Raw genomic sequence first — 17021 nt, 5'->3', positions numbered from 1 at the left:
CGGTGTGTAGCGCCGCGCATACTGAGCCGTACTGGAGCTGTCGTACAGGGAGCGCCGCGGAGTGGGAGTGACGGGACGCGAGGACCGCAAGCCGGTGTCGGACGAGGCGAGCAGCGCCTTCGCCGCCGTGAGAGCGGCGGCCCAGGCGGGCCCTGTTCCGGGGATCGACGGCGAGTCGTCGGTGACGTCGGAGTTCGCGATCCCCGCCGGGCTGGACGTGCCGCCGGCCGCGGTGGAGCCGGAGTCGCAGACGACCTCGGAGTTCGCGCTGCCGCGGGGGCTCACGCCGCCCGAGCCGGTGACCGGGGAGCAGGAGGGGTCGGCGTTCAGCACGCCGCGGACGTACCGCGCGAAGCAGGCGCCGCCCGCGTTCACACCGGCGGGCGGCATCCCGGCCGTCAGCCTCACGAAGGACGCGCCGTGGCAGGACCGGATGCGGACCATGCTGCGGATGCCGGTGGCGGAGCGGCCCGCGCCGGAGCCGGTGCGCGCGGAGGGCGATTCGGGGCCCGCAGTGCCGCGGGTGCTCGACCTGACGCTGCGTATCGGGGAGCTGCTGCTCGCGGGCGGTGAGGGCGCGGAGGACGTGGAGGCGGCGATGTTCGCCGTCTGCCGGTCCTACGGCCTGGACCGCTGCGAGCCGACGGTGACGTTCACCCAGCTGTCGGTGACCCATCAGCCGTCGCTGGTGGACGACCCGGTCACCGCCTCGCGGATCGTGCGGCGCCGGGCCACCGACTACACACGGCTCGCGGCCGTCTTCCGGCTGGTGGACGACCTCAGCGACCCGGAGAACGTGATCTCGCTGGAGGAGGCGTACCGGCGGCTCGCGGAGATACGGCGCAACCGGCACCCGTATCCCGGCTGGGTGCTGACGGCCTCCAGCGGGCTGCTGGCGGGCGCCGCGTCCACGCTGGTCGGTGGTGGCGTCGTCGTGTTCGTGGCGGCCGCGCTGGGGGCCATGCTGGGCGACCGGCTGGCGTGGGTGTGCTCGGGGCGGGGGCTGCCGGAGTTCTACCAGTTCCTGGCGGCGGCGATGCCGCCGGCGGCGATCGGCGTGCTGCTGACCGTGTTCCACGTGGACGTGGAGGCCGCCGCCGTCATCACCGGTGGGCTGTTCGCCCTGCTTCCCGGGCGGGCGCTCGTCGCGGGCGTCCAGGACGGGCTGACGGGCTTCTACATCACCGCCTCCGCCCGGCTGCTGGAGGTCATGTACCTCTTCGTGGGCATCGTGGTGGGGGTGCTGCTCGTCCTGTACTTCGGGGTGAAGCTGGGGGCGCAGCTGAACCCGGACACGGAGCTGAGCACCGCCGAGCGGCCCGTGCTCCAGCTCGTGGCGTCGATGCTGCTGTCGCTGACCTTCGCGGTCCTGCTCCAGCAGGAACGATCCACCGTGCTGGCGGTGACCCTCAACGGGGGTGTGGCCTGGTCGGTGTACGGGGCGATGCACTACGCGGGCGGGATCTCGCCGGTCGCGTCGACTGCGGTGGCCGCGGGCCTGGTGGGGTTGTTCGGGCAGCTGCTGTCCCGGTACCGGTTCGCGTCGGCGCTGCCGTACACGACGGCCGCGATCGGGCCGCTGCTGCCGGGTTCCGCGACGTACTTCGGGTTGCTGGCGTTCGCGCAGAACGACGTGGACGCGGGGCTGGTGTCGCTGACGAAGGCGGCGGCGCTGGCCATGGCCATCGCGATCGGGGTGAACCTCGGGTCGGAGCTGTTCCGGCTGTTCCTGCCGGGGGCGGCCCGGGCGGGACGCAAGGCGGCGAAGCGGACGCGGGGGTTCTGAGCGCCTACTGCCCGGGGGTGTGCTGTCGCGGGCGGCCGCGGGCCGTCTCGGGCTGATCGCGCAGTTCCCCGCGCCCCTGAAAGCAAATCCGCGCCCCTGGCGACAGGGGCGCGGAGTCCTGGGCGGGGCGGGTCAGTACTGCGGGTAGTTCTGCCCCTGGTAGCCCTGGTTGTTCCCCTGGTTCTGCCCCTGGTAGCCCTGGTTGTTCCCCTGGTTCTGGCCCTGGTTGGGGTCCTGGGGGTAGTGGTTGCCCTGCGGGTACTGCGGGGCGTACGGCTGCTGGTAGCCGTGGTTCTGGTGGCCGCCGCTGTCGTAGCCCTGGTTCGGGTAGGCCTGGTAGCCCTGGTTGTCGTAGCCCTGGTGCTGGTCGTACTGCTGCTGGTGCGGGGGCTGCTGGGCGTACGGCTGGGGCTGGTCGGCGGAGGGGACGCGGCGGAGCTGGGTCGTCGCGTCGTCCATGACCGGGGCGGCGGCCGGGGGCTGTTCGGGCTGGTTCTTCTTCGCCTTACGGGCCTTCAGCAGCTCGATGATGATCGGGAGCACCGAGATGAGGACGATGAGGATCAGCATCGCCTCGATGTTCTTGCGGACGAAGTCGATCTGACCGAGCCAGGCGCCCAGCAGCGTGACGCCCGCGCCCCAGAGGATGCCGCCGACGACGTTGAAGATCAGGAACGTGCGGTACTTCATGCCGCTGACGCCGGCGATGATCGGCGTGAAGGTGCGCACGATGGGCACGAAGCGGGCCAGGACCAGGGACTTCGGGCCGTGCTTCTCGAAGAACTCGTGGGCCTTGGTGACGTTCTCCTGCTTGAACAGGCGGGAGTCGGGCCGCTTGAAGAGGGCGGGGCCGACCTTCTTGCCGAACATGTAGCCCGCCTGGTCGCCCAGGATCGCCGAGACGCAGATCAGCACGATGGCCGTCCACAGCGGAAAGTTCAACTTATCGGTCGCGATGAGCATGCCGGCCGTGAACAGCAGCGAGTCACCCGGCAGGAAGAAGCCGATGAGGAGGCCGGACTCGGCGAACACGATCACGAGCAGGCCCCAGATCCCGAACGAGTCGAGCAGATAATCCGGGTCCAGCCAGCTCGGTCCGAGGGCGATCGTCGTCACGGTTCCGGGCTCCTGGGGGGTGAGAGGCAATGAGGGCCTGCGGGTGAGGACCCACAGGGGTGACCAAAGCTATCAACGCACGGTCACCCCCTCAGGTTCCACGGGCTCCTCCAGGGTGCCCTGTGCCCGCCCCGGGACCAAGCTGTGTGGTCAGGGCCGCGCACGGGCGGCGTTGGCCGTGATCGCCTCCCGCAGGTGCTCCGCGAGCCCCGGGCGCATGGAGTCGTAGAACGCCTTGAACCGCTCGTCGGCGACGTACATCTCGCCCAGGGAACGGTGCATGTCGTACGGGCACTCGTAGAACCAGCGGCAGATGTGGAGGCGGTGCTCCTCGGCCATGTCCATCGCGGCCTCGCCGGTCGCCGGTTCACCGGCGGTCATCAGGGCGTCGTAGCGCGCGCCCCAGTCGGCCACCTCGGCCTGCATGCGCTTCCAGTCGTCCTTGGTGTACGAGGCCGCGCGGCGCTGCGACTCGGCGTACGCGTCGGTGCCGCCCCAGCGCTGCTCGGCCTCCTCCGCGTACTGCTCGGGGTCCTTGTCCCCGAAGACCTCGAACCGCTCCTCGGGCGTGAGGTTTATTCCCATCTTCCGTGCCTCCATGGCGTGCTCCACGGCCGCGGCCATCTTCTGCAGCTTCTCGATCCGGGCGGTCAGCAGCTCGTGCTGGCGGCGCAGGTGCGCCCGCGGGTCCGTCTCCGGGTCGTCGAGCAGGGCCGCGACCTCGTCGAGGGGGAAACCGAGCTCCCGGTAGAACAGGATCTGCTGCAGCCGGTCGAGGTCGGCGTCGCTGTAACGGCGGTGCCCCGCGTGGGTGCGTTCGCTCGGTACGAGCAGGCCGATCTCGTCGTAGTGGTGCAGAGTGCGCACCGTGATCCCGGCGAATCCGGAGACCTGCCCCACGGTGTGGCTCATGTTCCGCTCCTCCCTTCGGTCTCCGTCCAGCCTGGGTCCTCACGTCGCGTGAGGTGCAAGCCCCCGGTGCCGCACCTACCGTCGAAGACATGCCACTGCACCGATGGGACCCCCTCGCCCCGGACGACCGGCGGCACGACGGCGACCGGCGGCGGATCGCCATGAACCCCTTCTACGGCGCCGCCGACCCGGTCGCCGGTATGGCGGAGGCCCCGCCCAGGCACCGGCTGCCGGACGGCCCGCTGACGCCCTCCACGGCGTATCAGCTGGTCCACGACGAACTGATGCTGGACGGCAACGCGCGGCTGAACCTCGCCACGTTCGTCACCACCTGGATGGAGCCGCAGGCCGCCGTCCTGATGAGTGAGTGCCGGGACAAGAACATGATCGACAAGGACGAGTACCCGCGCACGGCCGAGCTGGAGCGGCGCTGTGTGGCGATGCTCGCCGATCTGTGGCACGCGCCGGACGCGGCCACCGCCGTCGGCTGCTCGACCACCGGGTCCAGCGAGGCGTGCATGCTCGCCGGGATGGCCCTCAAAAGGCGGTGGGCGCGGCGCAACGCCGACCGCTACCCCTCGGCGGACGCGCGGCCCAACCTGGTCATGGGCGTCAACGTGCAGGTCTGCTGGGAGAAGTTCTGCAACTTCTGGGAGGTGGAGGCCCGGCAGGTGCCCATGGAGGGCGACCGGTTCCACCTCGACCCGGCGGCGGCCGCCGCGCTGTGCGACGAGAACACCATCGGGGTGGTGGGCGTCCTCGGGTCCACCTTCGACGGGTCCTACGAGCCGATCGCGGAGCTGTGCGCGGCGCTCGACGAGCTGCAGGGGCGCACGGGGCTCGACGTACCCGTGCATGTCGACGGGGCGTCGGGCGCCATGGTCGCGCCGTTCCTCGACGAGGACCTCGTGTGGGACTTCCGGCTGCCGAGGGTGGCGTCGATCAACACGTCCGGGCACAAGTACGGGCTGGTGTACCCCGGTGTGGGCTGGGCGCTGTGGCGGTCGCCCGCCGAGCTGCCCGAGGAGCTGGTGTTCCGGGTGAACTACCTGGGCGGCGACATGCCGACGTTCGCGCTGAACTTCTCACGGCCGGGCGCCCAGGTCGTCGCGCAGTACTACACCTTCCTGCGGCTGGGCCGCGAGGGGTTCCGGGCGGTGCAGCAGTCCACGCGGGACGTCGCCACCGGGCTCGCCGAGCAGGTGGCCGCGTTCGGTGACTTCCGGCTGCTCACGCGGGGCGACGAGCTGCCGGTGTTCGCCTTCACCACCACCGACGACGTCACCGCGTACGACGTGTTCGACGTGGCGCGGCGGATGAGCGAGCGGGGCTGGCTGGTGCCGGCGTACACCTTCCCGGAGAACCGGCAGGACCTGTCCGTGCTGCGCGTGGTGTGCCGCAACGGGTTCTCCTCCGACCTCGCCGAGCTGTTCCTGGAGGATCTGGGGCGGCTGCTGCCCGAACTGCGCAAGCAGCCGCACCCGATCACCCGCGACAAGGCCGCCGCGACCGGCTTCCACCACTAGAGCACGGATTTACGGGGGCAGGTCCCGGCCGCCCCCGGGGCTACTCGCCGAGACCGGCTACTTGCTGAGGTGGGAGAACCGCCGTACCGCCAGAGGGAAGAAGGCGGCGGTCAGGGCCAGGGGCCAGGCCACGGCGAGGAGGGCGGCGTGTTCGGCGGCCCAGGACGCGGAGGTGGCGCCCCGGTCGCCGAACAGGTCCCGTACGGCCGTGGCCGTCGCCGAGAGCGGGTTCCACTCGACGGCGGCGCCCAGCCACGACGGCATCGTCTCGGGGGTGGCGAAGGCGTTGGAGAGGAATCCGACGGGCCACACCAGGATCTGCACGGCCTGCACCATCTCGGGCCTCCCCGCGATCATCGCGAGGTGGATGCCGATCCACAGCATGGCGAAGCGGAGGAGCAGCAGCAGGCCGACGGCCGCGAGGAGCGCCCCGGCCCCGCCGTGCGCGCGCCAGCCGAGCGCGTACCCGACGCCGAGCATCACCGCGAGGTTCAGCGCCGACTGGAGCATGTCGGCGGTCGCGCGGCCCACCAGGACGGCGCCGCTCGCCATCGGCATGGACCGGAAGCGGTCGACGACACCCTTGTCGAGGTCCCGGGTGACGGCGATCATGGTCCCTTCGAGCCCGAACGCCATGGTCAGCGCGAGCATGCCGGGCACCAGGTAGGGGATGTAGTCGCCCTCGACGCCGCGGCCGCCGCCGAAGAGGTAGCCGAACATCAGCAGCATCATGACGGGGAAGACCAGGGCGACCAGGGCCTGGACCGGCCGCCGCGCCCAGTGGGCGAGTTCGCGGCGGGTCATGGTCCAGGAATCGACGAGCGCGTACGGGGTCACGCGGCCTCCCTCACTCGGTGGTGCCCGGCCCGGTCGTCCCCGGTGAGGTGCAGGAACACCTCGTCCAGCGTCGGGCGGCGCAGGGCGATGTCCTCGGCCTCGATCCCGGCGTCCTCCAGGGCCCGTACGACGCCGGCCAGGGCCGTCATGCGGTCGGTGACGGGGACGCTGAGGCGGCGGCGGTCGGCGTCCACGGAGACGTCGTCCTTCGGGACCGGCAACAGGGCCGTGGCGGCGCCGAGTTGTCCGGCGTCGCGCAGAACGACGTCGATGCGGTCGCCGCCGGTCAGGCGTTTCAGCTCGTCGGCGGTGCCGTCGGCGACGACGCGGCCGCCGTCGACGAACGCGATGCGGTCGGCGAGCCGGTCGGCCTCCTCCAGGTACTGGGTGGTGAGCAGGACCGTCGTCCCGCCGCCGACGAGGGAGCGGACAGAGCTCCACACCTCGGCCCGGCCGCGCGGGTCGAGGCCGGTCGTCGGTTCGTCGAGGAACAGCACCTCCGGTTCGGCGATGAGGGACGCGGCGAGATCGAGGCGGCGCCGCATGCCGCCGCTGTACTGCCTGACCGGCTTGCGGCCGGTGTCGGTGAGGCCGAAGCGCTCCAGGAGTTCGTCGGCGCGCACCCGCGCGTGGCGGGCGCCCAGGTGATAGAGGCGGCCGAACATCTCCAGGTTCTGCCGGCCGCCGAGTTCCTCGTCCAGTGCCGCGTGCTGGCCGAGGAGCCCGATGCGCGGGCGCACCTCACGCGCGTGTGCCACCACGTCGTGCCCGGCCACCCGGACGCGGCCCGCGTCGGGGCGCAGCAGGGTGGACAGGATTCTGACCAGGGTCGTCTTGCCCGCGCCGTTGGGCCCGAGCACGCCCTGCACCGTGCCGGACGCGACCGTGAGGTCGAGCCCGTCCAACGCCTTCTTGTCGCCGTACTTCTTGTGTGCGCCCTCGACGGTGATCGCCGTGTCGGCCACTGTCCCCACTCCCTCACCGGACCCCTCACTGGCGGTCCGGACCACTAGTCAAGTTTGACTACGCGACCACGGTAAGGCAGCGCGAAGCATTGGTCAAACTTGATCAGCGAGTGTCCCCCGGATGCCGCTGCCCCGTCGCGTACGGGTTCTCCTGCCCCTCGGTCAGGACGCCGACGAAGGGTTCGCCCTCACCGGCGAAGGTGTAGGCGCCGCCGCGGATCCGCTCGATGAGCCCCTGGGTCCACTCGGCGCCGGCGTCGGCGGAGTGGACCCAGAAGTTCATGATCTCGCCGATGTGGCCCAGCTGGGCGGGGCCGTCCTCGGGGGTGTAGTGGTCGGTGACCGCGGCGCGCCACTGCCGGATGGTGCGCACCCGCTGCTGGAGGAGTGAGAGGACCTCCTCGCGGTCCAGATCGACCATGAAGCCGAGCGCCGCGGAGAGCACGTCCGGCTTCTGGTCGTGGGCGAGGAGGGCCTCCCGCAGCAGGCTCAGATACTCGGCGGTGCCCTTCTCCGTGATCTCGTACTCGGTGCGCGGCGGGCCGCCGGCGGTGGAGGGGGCGATCTCGTGCGCGTGCAGCAGTCCCTGTTTCGCCATCTGCTTCAGGGCGTGGTAGATCGAGCCGGGCTTGGCGTTGGACCACTCGTGCGCGCCCCAGTACTCCAGGTCGTTGCGCACCTGGTAGCCGTGGGCCCGCCCGTGCTGGCGCACCGCGCCCAGCACGAGAAGACGGATCGCTGACATGGGGCCAGCGTAGGACCCCCCGGGATCAGCCCCAGCTGCCGCCCTGCTCCTTCGCCACCAGCTCGAAGGCGGTCGCTCCGTCCAGCGACTCCCGGATGATGTCGGCGTGCCCGGCGTGCCGGGCCGTCTCACGGATCAGGTGCAGGCACAGCCAGCGCATCGAGAGCGTCTCGTCCTGCGGGTGCCAGGGAGCCGCCGGCAGTTCGAAGGTGTCGTCGAGGCTCGACACCGCGCGGATGAACGCCTCGGTCTCGGCGGCCACCTTCTCGTAGTACGCGAGCTGCTGCTCGACGGTCTCGTCGCCGACGAGGGTGAAGCACTCGTGCCAGTTCGACTCGTCCCGCTGCACCGCCGCGGGCTCGCCCTTGGCGCGGGCGATCCAGCCCTGCTCGACCTCGGCGACATGCTTGACCAACCCGGCCAGGGAAAGCTCGCTCGCACTCGGCCGGCTGACGGCCTGCTCGTCGGTCAGCCCGAGCAGCGTGCGCCGCAGGCCGCCGCGCTGCTCCGCCAGGAAGGCGAGCAGCGCCCCCTTCTCGTCGCCCTTCGCCTCTGCCTGCACGTGCGTGACCATGACCGTCCGCCTTTCGTCGGGTCCGGGCTCCGGTGAGCCCCTCTGACACCTCCGAAGCTACGGGCCCTTGCGGACAGGTACGGTCCGCAAGTACGCGGGGCGTAGGAAACCCGGTGGACGATCAGCCGGACGGCGTCAGAACGGGAAGCGGCTGCGGCCGTGCTGGATCGAGATCCACTTCTGGGTGGTGAACGCCTCCACCGTGGTCTCGCCGCCCAGGCGGCCGAGGCCGGAGTGCTTCTCGCCGCCGAACGGGACGATCGGCTCGTCGTGGACGGTGCCGTCGTTGACGTGGAACATCCCGGTGTCGATCCGCTGGGCGAAACGCACGCCCCGCTCGACGTCCCCGGTGTGGACGGCGCCGCTCAGGCCGTACGGGGTGTCGTTGACGAGGCGGACGGCCTCCTCCTCCCCGTCGAAGGGGATGACGAAGGCGATGGGGCCGAAGATCTCCTGCTGGAGGAGGGGGGAGCCGGCAGGGAGGCCGGTGAGGACGCTCGGCCCGACCAGGTTGCCGGTGGTGGTGCCCCGGACGAGCGCCGTGGCGCCCTGGGCTATCGCCTGGTCGACGACGGCGGTCAGGGCGTCGGCCTGCGAGGAGCTGATGACCGGACCGATGACCGTCTCCGGGTCGCGCGGGTCGCCGGTCTTCAGCGCCTTCACCCTCGCCACGAACTTCTCGGTGAACTCGTCCCGCACCGAGCGGTCCACCAGGACGCGGTTCGCGGCCATGCAGACCTGGCCCTGGTGGACGTAGCGCGAGAAGACCGCCGCGTCGACCGCGTAGTCGACGTCCGCGTCGTCCAGCACCACCAGCGCGCTGTTGCCGCCCAGTTCGAGGACCACGCGCTTGAAGTGCGAGGCGGCGACGGTGGCGACATGACGGCCGACCTTGTCGGAGCCGGTGAAGGAGATGACCTTGGGGATCGGGTGTTCGACGAAGGCGTCGCCGATCTCGGCGATGTCGGTGACGACGACGTTCAGCAGACCGGCCGGCAGACCCGCCTCCTCGAAGATCTTCGCGACCAGTGTGCCGCCGGTGACCGGGGTGTCCTCGTGCGGCTTCAGCACGACACCGTTGCCGAGCGCGAGGGCCGGGGCGACCGACTTGAGGGAGAGCAGGAACGGGAAGTTGAAGGGGCTGATCACCCCCACCACACCGACCGGCACGCGGTAGAGGCGGTTCTCCTTGCCCTCGACGGGCGAGGGAATGATTCTCCCCTCCGACCGCAGCGCCAGCTGAATCGATTCGCGCAGGAACTCCTTGGCGAGGTGCAGTTCGAAGCCGGCCTTGAGGCGGGTCCCGCCCAGCTCGGCGATGATCACCTCGGTGATCTCCCGCTCGCGCTCCTCTACGACCCGCAGGGCCTTCTCGAACACGGCGCGACGGGCGTAGGCGTTGACGTCGGCCCACTCCCGCTGGGCGTCCCGGGCGGCCCGGTAGGCCTCGTCCACCTCGTCGGCCGTGGCGATCGTGATCGACGCGAGCTTCTCGCCGTCGTAGGGGTCGAAGTCGATGATGTCCCACGAGCCGGTGCCGGGGCGCCACTCACCGCCGATGTACTGCTGCGCCAGATCGGTGAAGTAGGACGACATGTGAACCCTCAATCCCTCGCGCCCGGGACGGACACCCGTACGCACACGACAGTGCATGACGATGTGATCACGCGTCATCGTACGTCTGTGCACTGGGAGTTGAGAGGCAATCTCGGAGACTCACCGGGGACCCGCGGGGCCTCAGGACAGCTGGAGCAGCCCTCGCAGCAGGTCGCGGCTCTCCGCCGGGGAGGGGCTGTCGTTCTGCAGCTGTTTCATCGCCCGCTCGTACTGGGCGACGTCCTCGCGCTTGTCCAGGTAGAGCGCGCTGGTGAGCTGTTCGAGGTAGACGACGTCCGAGAGGTCGGACTCGGGGAAGCTGAGGACCGTGAAGGCGCCACTCTCGCCGGAGTGCCCGCCGAAGCCGAACGGCATCACCTGGAGGCAGACGTTGGGGCGCTCGGAGATCTCGATGAGGTGCTGGAGCTGACCGCGCATCACCTCGCGGTCGCCGTACGGGCGGCGCAGGGCGGCCTCGTCGAGGACGCAGTGGAACTCGGGGGCCCGCTCGGAGACCAGGTACTTCTGGCGCTCCATGCGGACGGCGACCCGCTTGTCGATCTCGGCGTCGCTCGCGTCCTTCATGCCCCGGGCGACAACCGCGTGGGCGTACGCCTCGGTCTGCAACAGGCCGTGGACGAACTGCACTTCGTAGGAGCGGATGAGGTGGGCGGCGGCCTCGAGCCCGACGTAGGTGGGGAACCAGCTGGGCAGGACGTCGGAGTAGCTGTGCCACCAGCCGGCGACGTTCGCCTCCTTGGCGAGGGAGAGCAGGGAGGTGCGCTCGGCCTCGTCGGTGACGCCGTAGAGGGTCAACAGGTCCTCCACGTCACGGGTCTTGAAGCTCACCCGGCCGAGCTCCATACGACTTATCTTCGACTCGGAGGCGCGGATCGAGTACCCGGCCTTCTCCCGGGTGATCCCCTGTGCCTCGCGCAGCCGCCTGAGGTGCGAGCCCAGCAGCATCCGCCTCACCACCGACCCGCTCGATTCACCGGCGCCCACGTTCGTCCAGCCTCCCCAACTTCTTCAAGGGCCGCAGTCTGCCACTAAACCACTCCGATCCGCACTCGTCCGGTTACAGAAATGGAAAGTCTTCAACACCTGGGACGGGTGGGGCGAGGAGCGGCCGAGAGCGCCAAGAACTCGACGGGCGGTCGAAGATGCCGTGGAGAGTCGGTGGAGGTCGCTGAAAACCGCCGGTAAGGCGTCGGTTCGCGCCCGGTTTCCGGGAACAACGTGACAGAAGAAATGTCCAGGAACCGGTACCGCCGGGTCCATTCCGGGCGCGTGCACGTGCATCTGCCCTTGCATCTGCTGTACGCATCCGAAACCATGGTCCCGCGCACCGCTGCATCGCTACGACCGCGAACACTCGGGAGTGCCTCGCATGGGGACGAATGGATCGACCATGCTCGAACCCTTACGGCAGGGACTCCCGCCTCTCGATCCCGCGACCGTGTCCGACGCCGCGTCCTGTGCGCTCCCGCCCCGCTACGAAGCGGTGCGCGAGGCACGGCAGTTCACGCGGGGCACTCTCGACCAGTGGCACCTGGGCGAGCGGTTCGACGACATCTGTCTCGTGGTCTCTGAACTCGTCACCAACGCGCTGCGGCACGGACTGCCCTCGGCCAACGGGCACCGCCCCGCCCAGGACCCTCCCGTACGGCTGCATCTGATGCGCTGGACGGAGCGGCTGGTGTGCGCGGTGCGCGACCCCAGCCATGACAGCCCCGTCGCCCGGGACTCGGACGACTTCTCGGCGGAGTCGGGACGCGGACTGTTCCTGGTCGACTCCTTCGCGGACAGCTGGGGCTGGCATCCGCTGGCCGGCACGCTCAGCGGCAAGGTCGTGTGGGCGCTGTTCCGCGTACCGCCCGCGAGCGGCGGCTCCTCGGACCGCTGACGAACCGCGGCGCACCTGCGCGCCACGGTTCTACGCGTGTCACACCACCGGACGGCCGTGCGTGAGCGGGCGTCAGCGGATCAGGTGGTCGAACTCGCCGTCCTTCACACCCAGCAGCATCGCCTCGATCTCGGCGCGGGTGTAGACGAGCGCGGGCCCGTCCGGGAACCGGGAGTTCCGCACCGCCACGTCACCGCCAGGCAGCCGCGCGAACTCCACGCAGTTCCCCTGCGAGTTGCTGTGCCGGCTCTTCTGCCAGGCCACCGCGTGGAGCTCGGTCAGCTCCGTCGCGGCCATGCCGTTGTACACGTCATCCACGCCGTACACGTCGTGGTCCACAGGTCGCTCCCCGGGGTGGTGCAGTGGTGCGCTCGATGCGCTCGGCACTGGTGTGGCCAGAGTTGCAGTAGTCAACTGCCCCGGATCATAGCTTCGTTCACGTGCTGCTGCATGGGCGGATGCACCTGCGCTTGCACGGTCAGATGCACGTGCACGAGGGGTGGTGCCGCGATTACAGCACCGGGGCACTTGAGAGACGCGTCCTGGGGCGTTCCTGTTCCCTTTCGCACGTCACCTCTTCACTTCTCCGTACGTGGCGCGGCCCCCGGAGGTTCACGGCGGCCCGTCGACGGCGGGATTCCGGATCGCACAGATTGGCGGAAAAGAAGCGGCCCCCGGCGAGGTGGTGGGTCCTCGCCGGGGGCCGGGTGGGGGGTGGTGGATCAGTGGGAGGCGCTCATCGTGAGGAGTACGGGAGGAGCGCCATCTCCCGGGCGTTCTTGATCGCGCGGGCCAGCTGCCGCTGCTGCTGGGCGGTGACCCGGGTGACCCGGCGGCTGCGGATCTTGCCGCGGTCGGAGATGAACCGGCGCAGCAGGTCGGTGTCCTTGTAGTCGATGTAGGTGATCCCGGCCTGGTCCAGAGGGTTGGGGCGGGACTTGGCGGGCTTCCGCTCGGGCTTGCGGGCCATGGGTCAGACCTCCAGGAAGGTGTCGAAGGGGCGCGGCAGCCGTTCCCAGGCTTCGCGCCCGGCGGCGTACTCGGCGTCGGTGAGCAGGCAGGACTCCAGCAGCCGTTCGAGTCCGTCGCGGTCCAGGCCGGGTGAGGTGAAGACCAGGTGCTGGCAGCGGTCGCCGTGCTCCGGGTGCCAGTCGAGCGCGGCGGCCGCGCGGCGCACCGGGGGCACCATCTCCCAGGCCGCGTCCGGCAGCGAGGCGAGCCAGGGCCCGGCCGACTCCACGCACAGGGCGCCGCCGGCGGCGTCCCAGTGCAGCAGGGTGTCCGGGCGTTCGGCCAGCCAGAACCTGCCGCGGCTGCGGGCGGCCGCGCAGCACAGGTCCTCCAGGGCCGCGTAGAGGCGCTCCGGGTGGAAGGGGCGGTGGCGGTGCCAGACCAGGGTGGTGACGCCGTGTTCGTCGGCGTCGGTGGGGAGGAGGGCGCAGGCGGGGTGCTGGGCCGCGGCGGCGGCCTCGACGTCGAACCCGGCGAGCGCTGCCGCGGGCAGGGCCGGGGAGCGCCGTGGGGCGTACTGGGAGCTGCCGGGTGCGGGTGCGTCGTGCCCGGTCGCGCGGTTCCCCGCGCCCCTCTCAGGGCCTGCGGCCCCTTCGAGCACCCCGCCCCGTTCCCCTATGGGCACCCGTAGCGCCGTGGGGTGGAGTTGGGACAGGAGGGCTCTGTCCTCTTCGTCCGCCTCCTCCGAGTCGAGTACGGCGAGGACGGGGGCGTACTCCAGTTGGCGGGCGAAGGTGTCGGCGACGGTGCGTTCGTCGGTGGGGGCGGCGGCGAGGCCGGCTTCGGCGAGGTCGTCGCCGTTGGCGAGGTAGGGCAGCAGAAGGGCGGGGTCGACCGCCGTGATCACCGAGGTCAGCGGCAGACCGCCGGCCGCGACGACCTCGGCCATGGCCTTGGGTTCGACCGAGTCCCACAGTTCGACCACCGCGAGGCGGGTGAGCCCCGCTTCGGCGAGGCGCTCCAGTTCGGGGACGAGGTCCTCGCGCAGGGCGCAGCAGGCGCAGTCGTTGACGAGCGGGGTCTCGCCCGTGGAGACGAGGCCCGCGGCGTCCCGGATCGTCCGCAGGACGGTGCCGTCGACGGCGGTGGACAGGTCGTGGTGCAGCGCGACGCTGCCCGGGACCCCGGCGAGCAGCGCCTCGACGGCGGCCCGCCGGGCGTCGGCGTGGAGCCCGCCGACGATCGCGACAGACAGCTGGGTCACGTCGGTCAGCCCCGCTTCTTCCCGTACCGCTTCTCGAACTTCTCCACGCGGCCCGCCGTGTCCAGCACGCGCGCGGTGCCCGTGTAGAAGGGGTGGCTGACGTTCGAGATCTCGACGTCGACCACCGGGTACGTGTGACCGTCCTCCCATTCGATCGTCTTCTCGCTCGTCATCGTCGAGCGGGTGAGGAAGGCGTGGTTCGCGGCGCGGTCCCGGAAGACGACGGGCCCGTACGAGGGGTGGATGCCCTTCTTCATCGCGGTCAGCGCTCCTCTCGGAAGTCGACGTGACGGCCCGCCATCGGGTCGTACTTGCGCAGGGTCAGCCGGTCCGGGTCGTTCCGGCGGTTCTTGCGGGTGACGTACGTGTAGCCCGTGCCGGCCGTGGAGCGGAGCTTGACGACCGGGCGGAGTTCGTTGCGTGCCATGCTGGTATCTTACTGAAAATGAATTCCATTTACATCATCGAGCAGAGAGAGGTGCGTCACCCTTGTCCGCCCACTGCATGCTGACCGGCGCCCGGCCGGGCTTCGGCAACCGCGTCTCGCACTCCCACCGGCGCACGTCACGCCGCTTCGACCCCAACATCCAGACCAAGCGGTACTGGCTGCCGAACGAGAACCGGTACGTGCGGCTCCGGCTGAGTGCGAAGGGGATCAAGACCGTGGACGTCATCGGCGTCGAGGCCGCCGTCGCGCGGATCCGCGCCCGGGGGGTGCGGGTCTGATGGCGAAGAAGAGCAAGATCGCGAAGAACGACAAGCGGCAGGAGATCGTCGCCCGGTACGCCGCGCGGCGCGCGGAGCTGAAGGAGATCATCCGGCGGCCGTCCTCCACGGACGAAGAACGGTTCGCGGCGCGGCGGGAGCTGGCGCGGCAGCCGCGTGACGCGAGCGCGACGCGCGTCCGCAACCGGGACAGTGTGGACGGCAGGCCGCGCGGCTACTTCCGGGCGTTCGGACTGTCCCGCGTCAGTCTGCGGGAGCAGGCGCACGCCGGGTATCTGCCGGGGGTGCGCAAGTCGTCCTGGTGACGGACGGGGCGGTCGCGGGCGGCGTGCGGGGGCGCGGGCGGGGTCGTCATCAACGGTTCGCGGGGTCCTCACAGTTCCCGGCGGACCGGCGCCCGGGGGCTCCTGGTAGCTTGCCGCTGTCGCCGCGGCGACCGGATCCGGCCATACCTTGGGGAGACCTCAGTGACTACGGCGATGACGGCAAGGACCGCGACGAGGGGGACCTCGACCCGTCGGCGCGTGCGGGCCGGGGCCGCGGCCGCCGGGCTGGCGGCCGCGCTCGTGCTGACCGGGTGCAGCAGCGACGACGGCGACTCCGCGTCGAAGGAGCCGAAGGCCACCCCCACGGCGACGGAGACGGCCGAGGGCGGCACCGACTCCGGTGGCTCCACCGGCGGCGACAAGAAGCTGCAGGGCAACTGGCTCGCCACGACGGGCGGCAAGCCGGTCGCCCTCTTCGTGAACGGCGACGAGGCCGCGCTGTTCGTCGTCGGCGGCACGGTGTGCAGCGGCAAGGTCTCCGACGAGGCGAACATGCGGATGATCGAGCTGAAGTGCACCGACGGCACGAAGGACCGCACCTCGGGCATGGTCGACTCGGTGGACTCCAAGTCCCTCACCGTCACCTGGGAGGGCAAGGTCGGCAAGGAGACCTTCCAGAAGACCGAGGGCGCGCTCCCCTCGGGCCTCCCGACGGACCTGCCCACGGCGGCCGCGGGGTCCTGACCCGGCACGGGCCGCCCGGGCGGTGGTCCGGCACGTGCCCCTCAGCGGGGAGGATCCGGCGGCGGGCCGCACGGCATGCACGGCGGAACCGCTCGGGTCCGGCCCGGCGACAGCGGGAACGCTCCGGTCCGGCTCCGTGGGCGGGATCGCTCCGGCCCGGCTCCAGGACGGCGGGATCGTACGGGTCCGGCCCGGCGACAGCGGGAACGCTCCGGTCCGGTCCGGCTCCGTGCGGCGGGATCGCTCCGGCCCGGCTCCAGGACGGCGGGATCGTACGGGTCCGGCCCCGCGGCGGCGGGATCGTACGGGTCCGGGGCCGGGGCGTCCGATCATGGGTGGGTGGGCCGGGGAACCGCCGGGTTCCGCGGCCCGTTCGTCCCTTCACACCAGCACAGGCTGCGACAGCCACGAACTCTCGGGAACTCCATGCGTACCGCTCCGACCGCCATCGCCGCCGCGTTCCTCGCGGCTCTCTCACTGACCGCCTGCGGCGGGAACGACGGGGGTGACGCCGGCGACGGGGGCAAGACCGCCACCGCGTCCCCCTCCGGCGACAGGAAGGGCGCGGGCTCGGGCTCCGCCTGCGTCGCCGCCGGGGCCGCGTTCGAGGTGGGGCCGAGCAGCGCCGCGCCGGCCGCCGGTGACGAGGGGGCTGTGCCGGTCACCGTCACCAACAAGAGCGGTGCCCCCTGCACCCTGAAGGGCCTCGCCCATGTCGAACTGCTCGCCGGTGGGAAGTCCTGGCCGCTCGCGCCCCAGGAGGGCGCAGCGAAGGACGCCGAGACGACCCTCGCGGAGGGCCAGTCGGTGACCTTCACCATCGCCTACGTGCGCGGGGTGGCCGGGGACGCGCAGAAGAGCGCCGACGTGGAGAAGCTGAGCTTCAGCCTGCCGGGCGAGAAGAAGGCCAACACCTACGACTGGCCGGACGCGGAGATCGCCCTCCGGTCGGGCGGCACGCTGGACGCGACGGTGGGGCCGTTCACGCCGGTGGGCGACTGAGCGGCGAACCATGGGGCGACCCCGTGGGGCGACCCGTGCGGTGACCGGCGCCGGGCCGACGGTACGGACGGGTCGCCCCGGCGCGCTCTGACGGCGGCCGGGGCG

20 protein-coding genes are annotated in these 17021 nt (G+C 71.1%); 7 read left to right on the top strand and 13 right to left on the bottom strand.

Features of this window, described 5'->3' with window-relative positions; all coding sequences use genetic code 11:
* Positions 1-67: 67 nt before the first annotated feature.
* Complete coding sequence (locus tag ACZ4Z3_RS34655) at positions 68-1786, top strand: threonine/serine exporter family protein (RefSeq protein WP_468504772.1); 1719 nt, start codon at positions 68-70, stop codon at positions 1784-1786.
* Between the two features lie 132 nt (positions 1787-1918).
* On the opposite strand, the gene ACZ4Z3_RS34650 is transcribed toward ACZ4Z3_RS34655, so the two are convergent.
* Both ACZ4Z3_RS34650 and ACZ4Z3_RS34645 read right to left on the bottom strand, forming a co-directional pair.
* The gene (locus ACZ4Z3_RS34650; protein ID WP_468504771.1) at positions 1919-2902 is read right to left on the bottom strand and encodes a DedA family protein; all 984 of its coding nucleotides are present in this window, start codon (positions 2900-2902) and stop codon (positions 1919-1921) included.
* A 150-nt stretch (positions 2903-3052) separates the two neighbouring features.
* Positions 3053-3814 carry a MerR family transcriptional regulator gene (locus tag ACZ4Z3_RS34645; protein ID WP_099967025.1) on the bottom strand — a complete coding sequence of 254 codons (762 nt, stop codon included), beginning with the start codon at positions 3812-3814 and terminating at the stop codon, positions 3053-3055.
* Between the two features lie 89 nt (positions 3815-3903).
* Between ACZ4Z3_RS34645 and ACZ4Z3_RS34640 the strand changes: the two genes are divergently transcribed.
* Positions 3904-5340, top strand: a complete 1437-nt coding sequence (locus ACZ4Z3_RS34640) for a glutamate decarboxylase (protein WP_468504770.1) — start codon at positions 3904-3906, stop codon at positions 5338-5340.
* Between the two features lie 57 nt (positions 5341-5397).
* Here the strand turns inward: ACZ4Z3_RS34640 and ACZ4Z3_RS34635 are convergent, their stop codons facing one another.
* The 6 genes from ACZ4Z3_RS34635 to ACZ4Z3_RS34610 all read right to left on the bottom strand — a co-directional run bounded on the left by ACZ4Z3_RS34635 (position 5398) and on the right by ACZ4Z3_RS34610 (position 11023).
* Complete coding sequence (locus ACZ4Z3_RS34635) at positions 5398-6144, bottom strand: ABC transporter permease (RefSeq protein WP_468504824.1); 747 nt, start codon at positions 6142-6144, stop codon at positions 5398-5400.
* Positions 6145-6173: 29 nt separating this feature from the next.
* Positions 6174-7142: an ATP-binding cassette domain-containing protein gene (locus tag ACZ4Z3_RS34630; RefSeq protein WP_468504769.1), complete on the bottom strand. Its 969-nt coding sequence runs from the start codon at positions 7140-7142 to the stop codon at positions 6174-6176.
* A gap of 103 nt (positions 7143-7245) precedes the next feature.
* A complete protein-coding gene (locus tag ACZ4Z3_RS34625; protein WP_468504768.1) occupies positions 7246-7887 on the bottom strand; it encodes a PadR family transcriptional regulator in 642 nt (213 codons plus the stop codon).
* Positions 7888-7912: 25 nt separating this feature from the next.
* Entirely contained in the window at positions 7913-8461 is a 549-nt protein-coding gene (locus ACZ4Z3_RS34620; protein ID WP_468504767.1) for a DinB family protein, read from the bottom strand.
* Between the two features lie 135 nt (positions 8462-8596).
* Positions 8597-10057, bottom strand: coding sequence for an aldehyde dehydrogenase family protein (locus ACZ4Z3_RS34615; RefSeq protein WP_468504766.1), 1461 nt, complete (start codon positions 10055-10057; stop codon positions 8597-8599).
* A 141-nt stretch (positions 10058-10198) separates the two neighbouring features.
* A complete protein-coding gene (locus ACZ4Z3_RS34610) occupies positions 10199-11023 on the bottom strand; it encodes a helix-turn-helix domain-containing protein (protein WP_055712108.1) in 825 nt (274 codons plus the stop codon).
* 445 nt (positions 11024-11468) lie between these two features.
* Here ACZ4Z3_RS34610 and ACZ4Z3_RS34605 point away from each other — a divergent pair, with 445 nt between their 5' ends.
* Entirely contained in the window at positions 11469-11963 is a 495-nt protein-coding gene (locus ACZ4Z3_RS34605; RefSeq protein ID WP_468504765.1) for an ATP-binding protein, read from the top strand.
* Positions 11964-12035: 72 nt separating this feature from the next.
* On the opposite strand, the gene ACZ4Z3_RS34600 is transcribed toward ACZ4Z3_RS34605, so the two are convergent.
* From ACZ4Z3_RS34600 to rpmG, 5 genes are all read right to left on the bottom strand, one after another.
* Positions 12036-12302 carry a DUF397 domain-containing protein gene (locus ACZ4Z3_RS34600; RefSeq protein ID WP_107465361.1) on the bottom strand — a complete coding sequence of 89 codons (267 nt, stop codon included), beginning with the start codon at positions 12300-12302 and terminating at the stop codon, positions 12036-12038.
* Between the two features lie 397 nt (positions 12303-12699).
* Entirely contained in the window at positions 12700-12933 is a 234-nt protein-coding gene (gene rpsR / locus ACZ4Z3_RS34595; protein WP_468080284.1) for a 30S ribosomal protein S18, read from the bottom strand.
* A 3-nt stretch (positions 12934-12936) separates the two neighbouring features.
* A complete protein-coding gene (locus ACZ4Z3_RS34590; protein WP_468504764.1) occupies positions 12937-14178 on the bottom strand; it encodes a CobW family GTP-binding protein in 1242 nt (413 codons plus the stop codon).
* Positions 14179-14183: 5 nt separating this feature from the next.
* Entirely contained in the window at positions 14184-14435 is a 252-nt protein-coding gene (locus ACZ4Z3_RS34585) for a type B 50S ribosomal protein L31 (protein WP_468504763.1), read from the bottom strand.
* A 5-nt stretch (positions 14436-14440) separates the two neighbouring features.
* Positions 14441-14605, bottom strand: a complete 165-nt coding sequence (rpmG, locus tag ACZ4Z3_RS34580) for a 50S ribosomal protein L33 (protein WP_055520975.1) — start codon at positions 14603-14605, stop codon at positions 14441-14443.
* A 62-nt stretch (positions 14606-14667) separates the two neighbouring features.
* On the opposite strand from rpmG, the gene rpmB reads away from it, so the two are divergent.
* The 4 genes from rpmB to ACZ4Z3_RS34560 all read left to right on the top strand — a co-directional run bounded on the left by rpmB (position 14668) and on the right by ACZ4Z3_RS34560 (position 16916).
* A complete protein-coding gene (gene rpmB / locus ACZ4Z3_RS34575; RefSeq protein ID WP_468504762.1) occupies positions 14668-14904 on the top strand; it encodes a 50S ribosomal protein L28 in 237 nt (78 codons plus the stop codon).
* Entirely contained in the window at positions 14904-15209 is a 306-nt protein-coding gene (gene rpsN, locus ACZ4Z3_RS34570) for a 30S ribosomal protein S14 (protein ID WP_468504761.1), read from the top strand. Before rpmB ends, rpsN begins: the two co-directional genes overlap by 1 nt.
* 174 nt (positions 15210-15383) lie before the next feature.
* Entirely contained in the window at positions 15384-15914 is a 531-nt protein-coding gene (locus ACZ4Z3_RS34565) for a hypothetical protein (RefSeq protein ID WP_468504760.1), read from the top strand.
* A 426-nt stretch (positions 15915-16340) separates the two neighbouring features.
* Positions 16341-16916 carry a DUF4232 domain-containing protein gene (locus ACZ4Z3_RS34560; protein ID WP_468504759.1) on the top strand — a complete coding sequence of 192 codons (576 nt, stop codon included), beginning with the start codon at positions 16341-16343 and terminating at the stop codon, positions 16914-16916.
* Positions 16917-17021: the final 105 nt, after the last annotated feature.

Source organism: Streptomyces sp. NPDC030296, from assembly GCF_055572815.1.
The sequence above is the reverse complement of the archived record's forward strand: the minus strand, read 5'-3'. Positions and strand labels throughout refer to the sequence as shown.

Coding starts and splice junctions, on each gene's coding strand:
- ACZ4Z3_RS34560 (WP_468504759.1), top strand. CDS start 16,341: ATGCGTACCGCTCCGACCGCCATCGCCGCCGCGTTCCTCGCGGCTCTC.
- ACZ4Z3_RS34565 (WP_468504760.1), top strand. CDS start 15,384: ATGACGGCAAGGACCGCGACGAGGGGGACCTCGACCCGTCGGCGCGTG.
- rpsN (WP_468504761.1), top strand. CDS start 14,904: ATGGCGAAGAAGAGCAAGATCGCGAAGAACGACAAGCGGCAGGAGATC.
- ACZ4Z3_RS34615 (WP_468504766.1), bottom strand. CDS start 10,057: ATGTCGTCCTACTTCACCGATCTGGCGCAGCAGTACATCGGCGGTGAG.
- ACZ4Z3_RS34620 (WP_468504767.1), bottom strand. CDS start 8,461: ATGGTCACGCACGTGCAGGCAGAGGCGAAGGGCGACGAGAAGGGGGCG.
- ACZ4Z3_RS34605 (WP_468504765.1), top strand. CDS start 11,469: ATGCTCGAACCCTTACGGCAGGGACTCCCGCCTCTCGATCCCGCGACC.
- rpsR (WP_468080284.1), bottom strand. CDS start 12,933: ATGGCCCGCAAGCCCGAGCGGAAGCCCGCCAAGTCCCGCCCCAACCCT.
- ACZ4Z3_RS34635 (WP_468504824.1), bottom strand. CDS start 6,144: ATGACCCGCCGCGAACTCGCCCACTGGGCGCGGCGGCCGGTCCAGGCC.
- ACZ4Z3_RS34610 (WP_055712108.1), bottom strand. CDS start 11,023: ATGCTGCTGGGCTCGCACCTCAGGCGGCTGCGCGAGGCACAGGGGATC.
- ACZ4Z3_RS34640 (WP_468504770.1), top strand. CDS start 3,904: ATGCCACTGCACCGATGGGACCCCCTCGCCCCGGACGACCGGCGGCAC.
- ACZ4Z3_RS34585 (WP_468504763.1), bottom strand. CDS start 14,435: ATGAAGAAGGGCATCCACCCCTCGTACGGGCCCGTCGTCTTCCGGGAC.
- ACZ4Z3_RS34645 (WP_099967025.1), bottom strand. CDS start 3,814: ATGAGCCACACCGTGGGGCAGGTCTCCGGATTCGCCGGGATCACGGTG.
- ACZ4Z3_RS34625 (WP_468504768.1), bottom strand. CDS start 7,887: ATGTCAGCGATCCGTCTTCTCGTGCTGGGCGCGGTGCGCCAGCACGGG.
- rpmG (WP_055520975.1), bottom strand. CDS start 14,605: ATGGCACGCAACGAACTCCGCCCGGTCGTCAAGCTCCGCTCCACGGCC.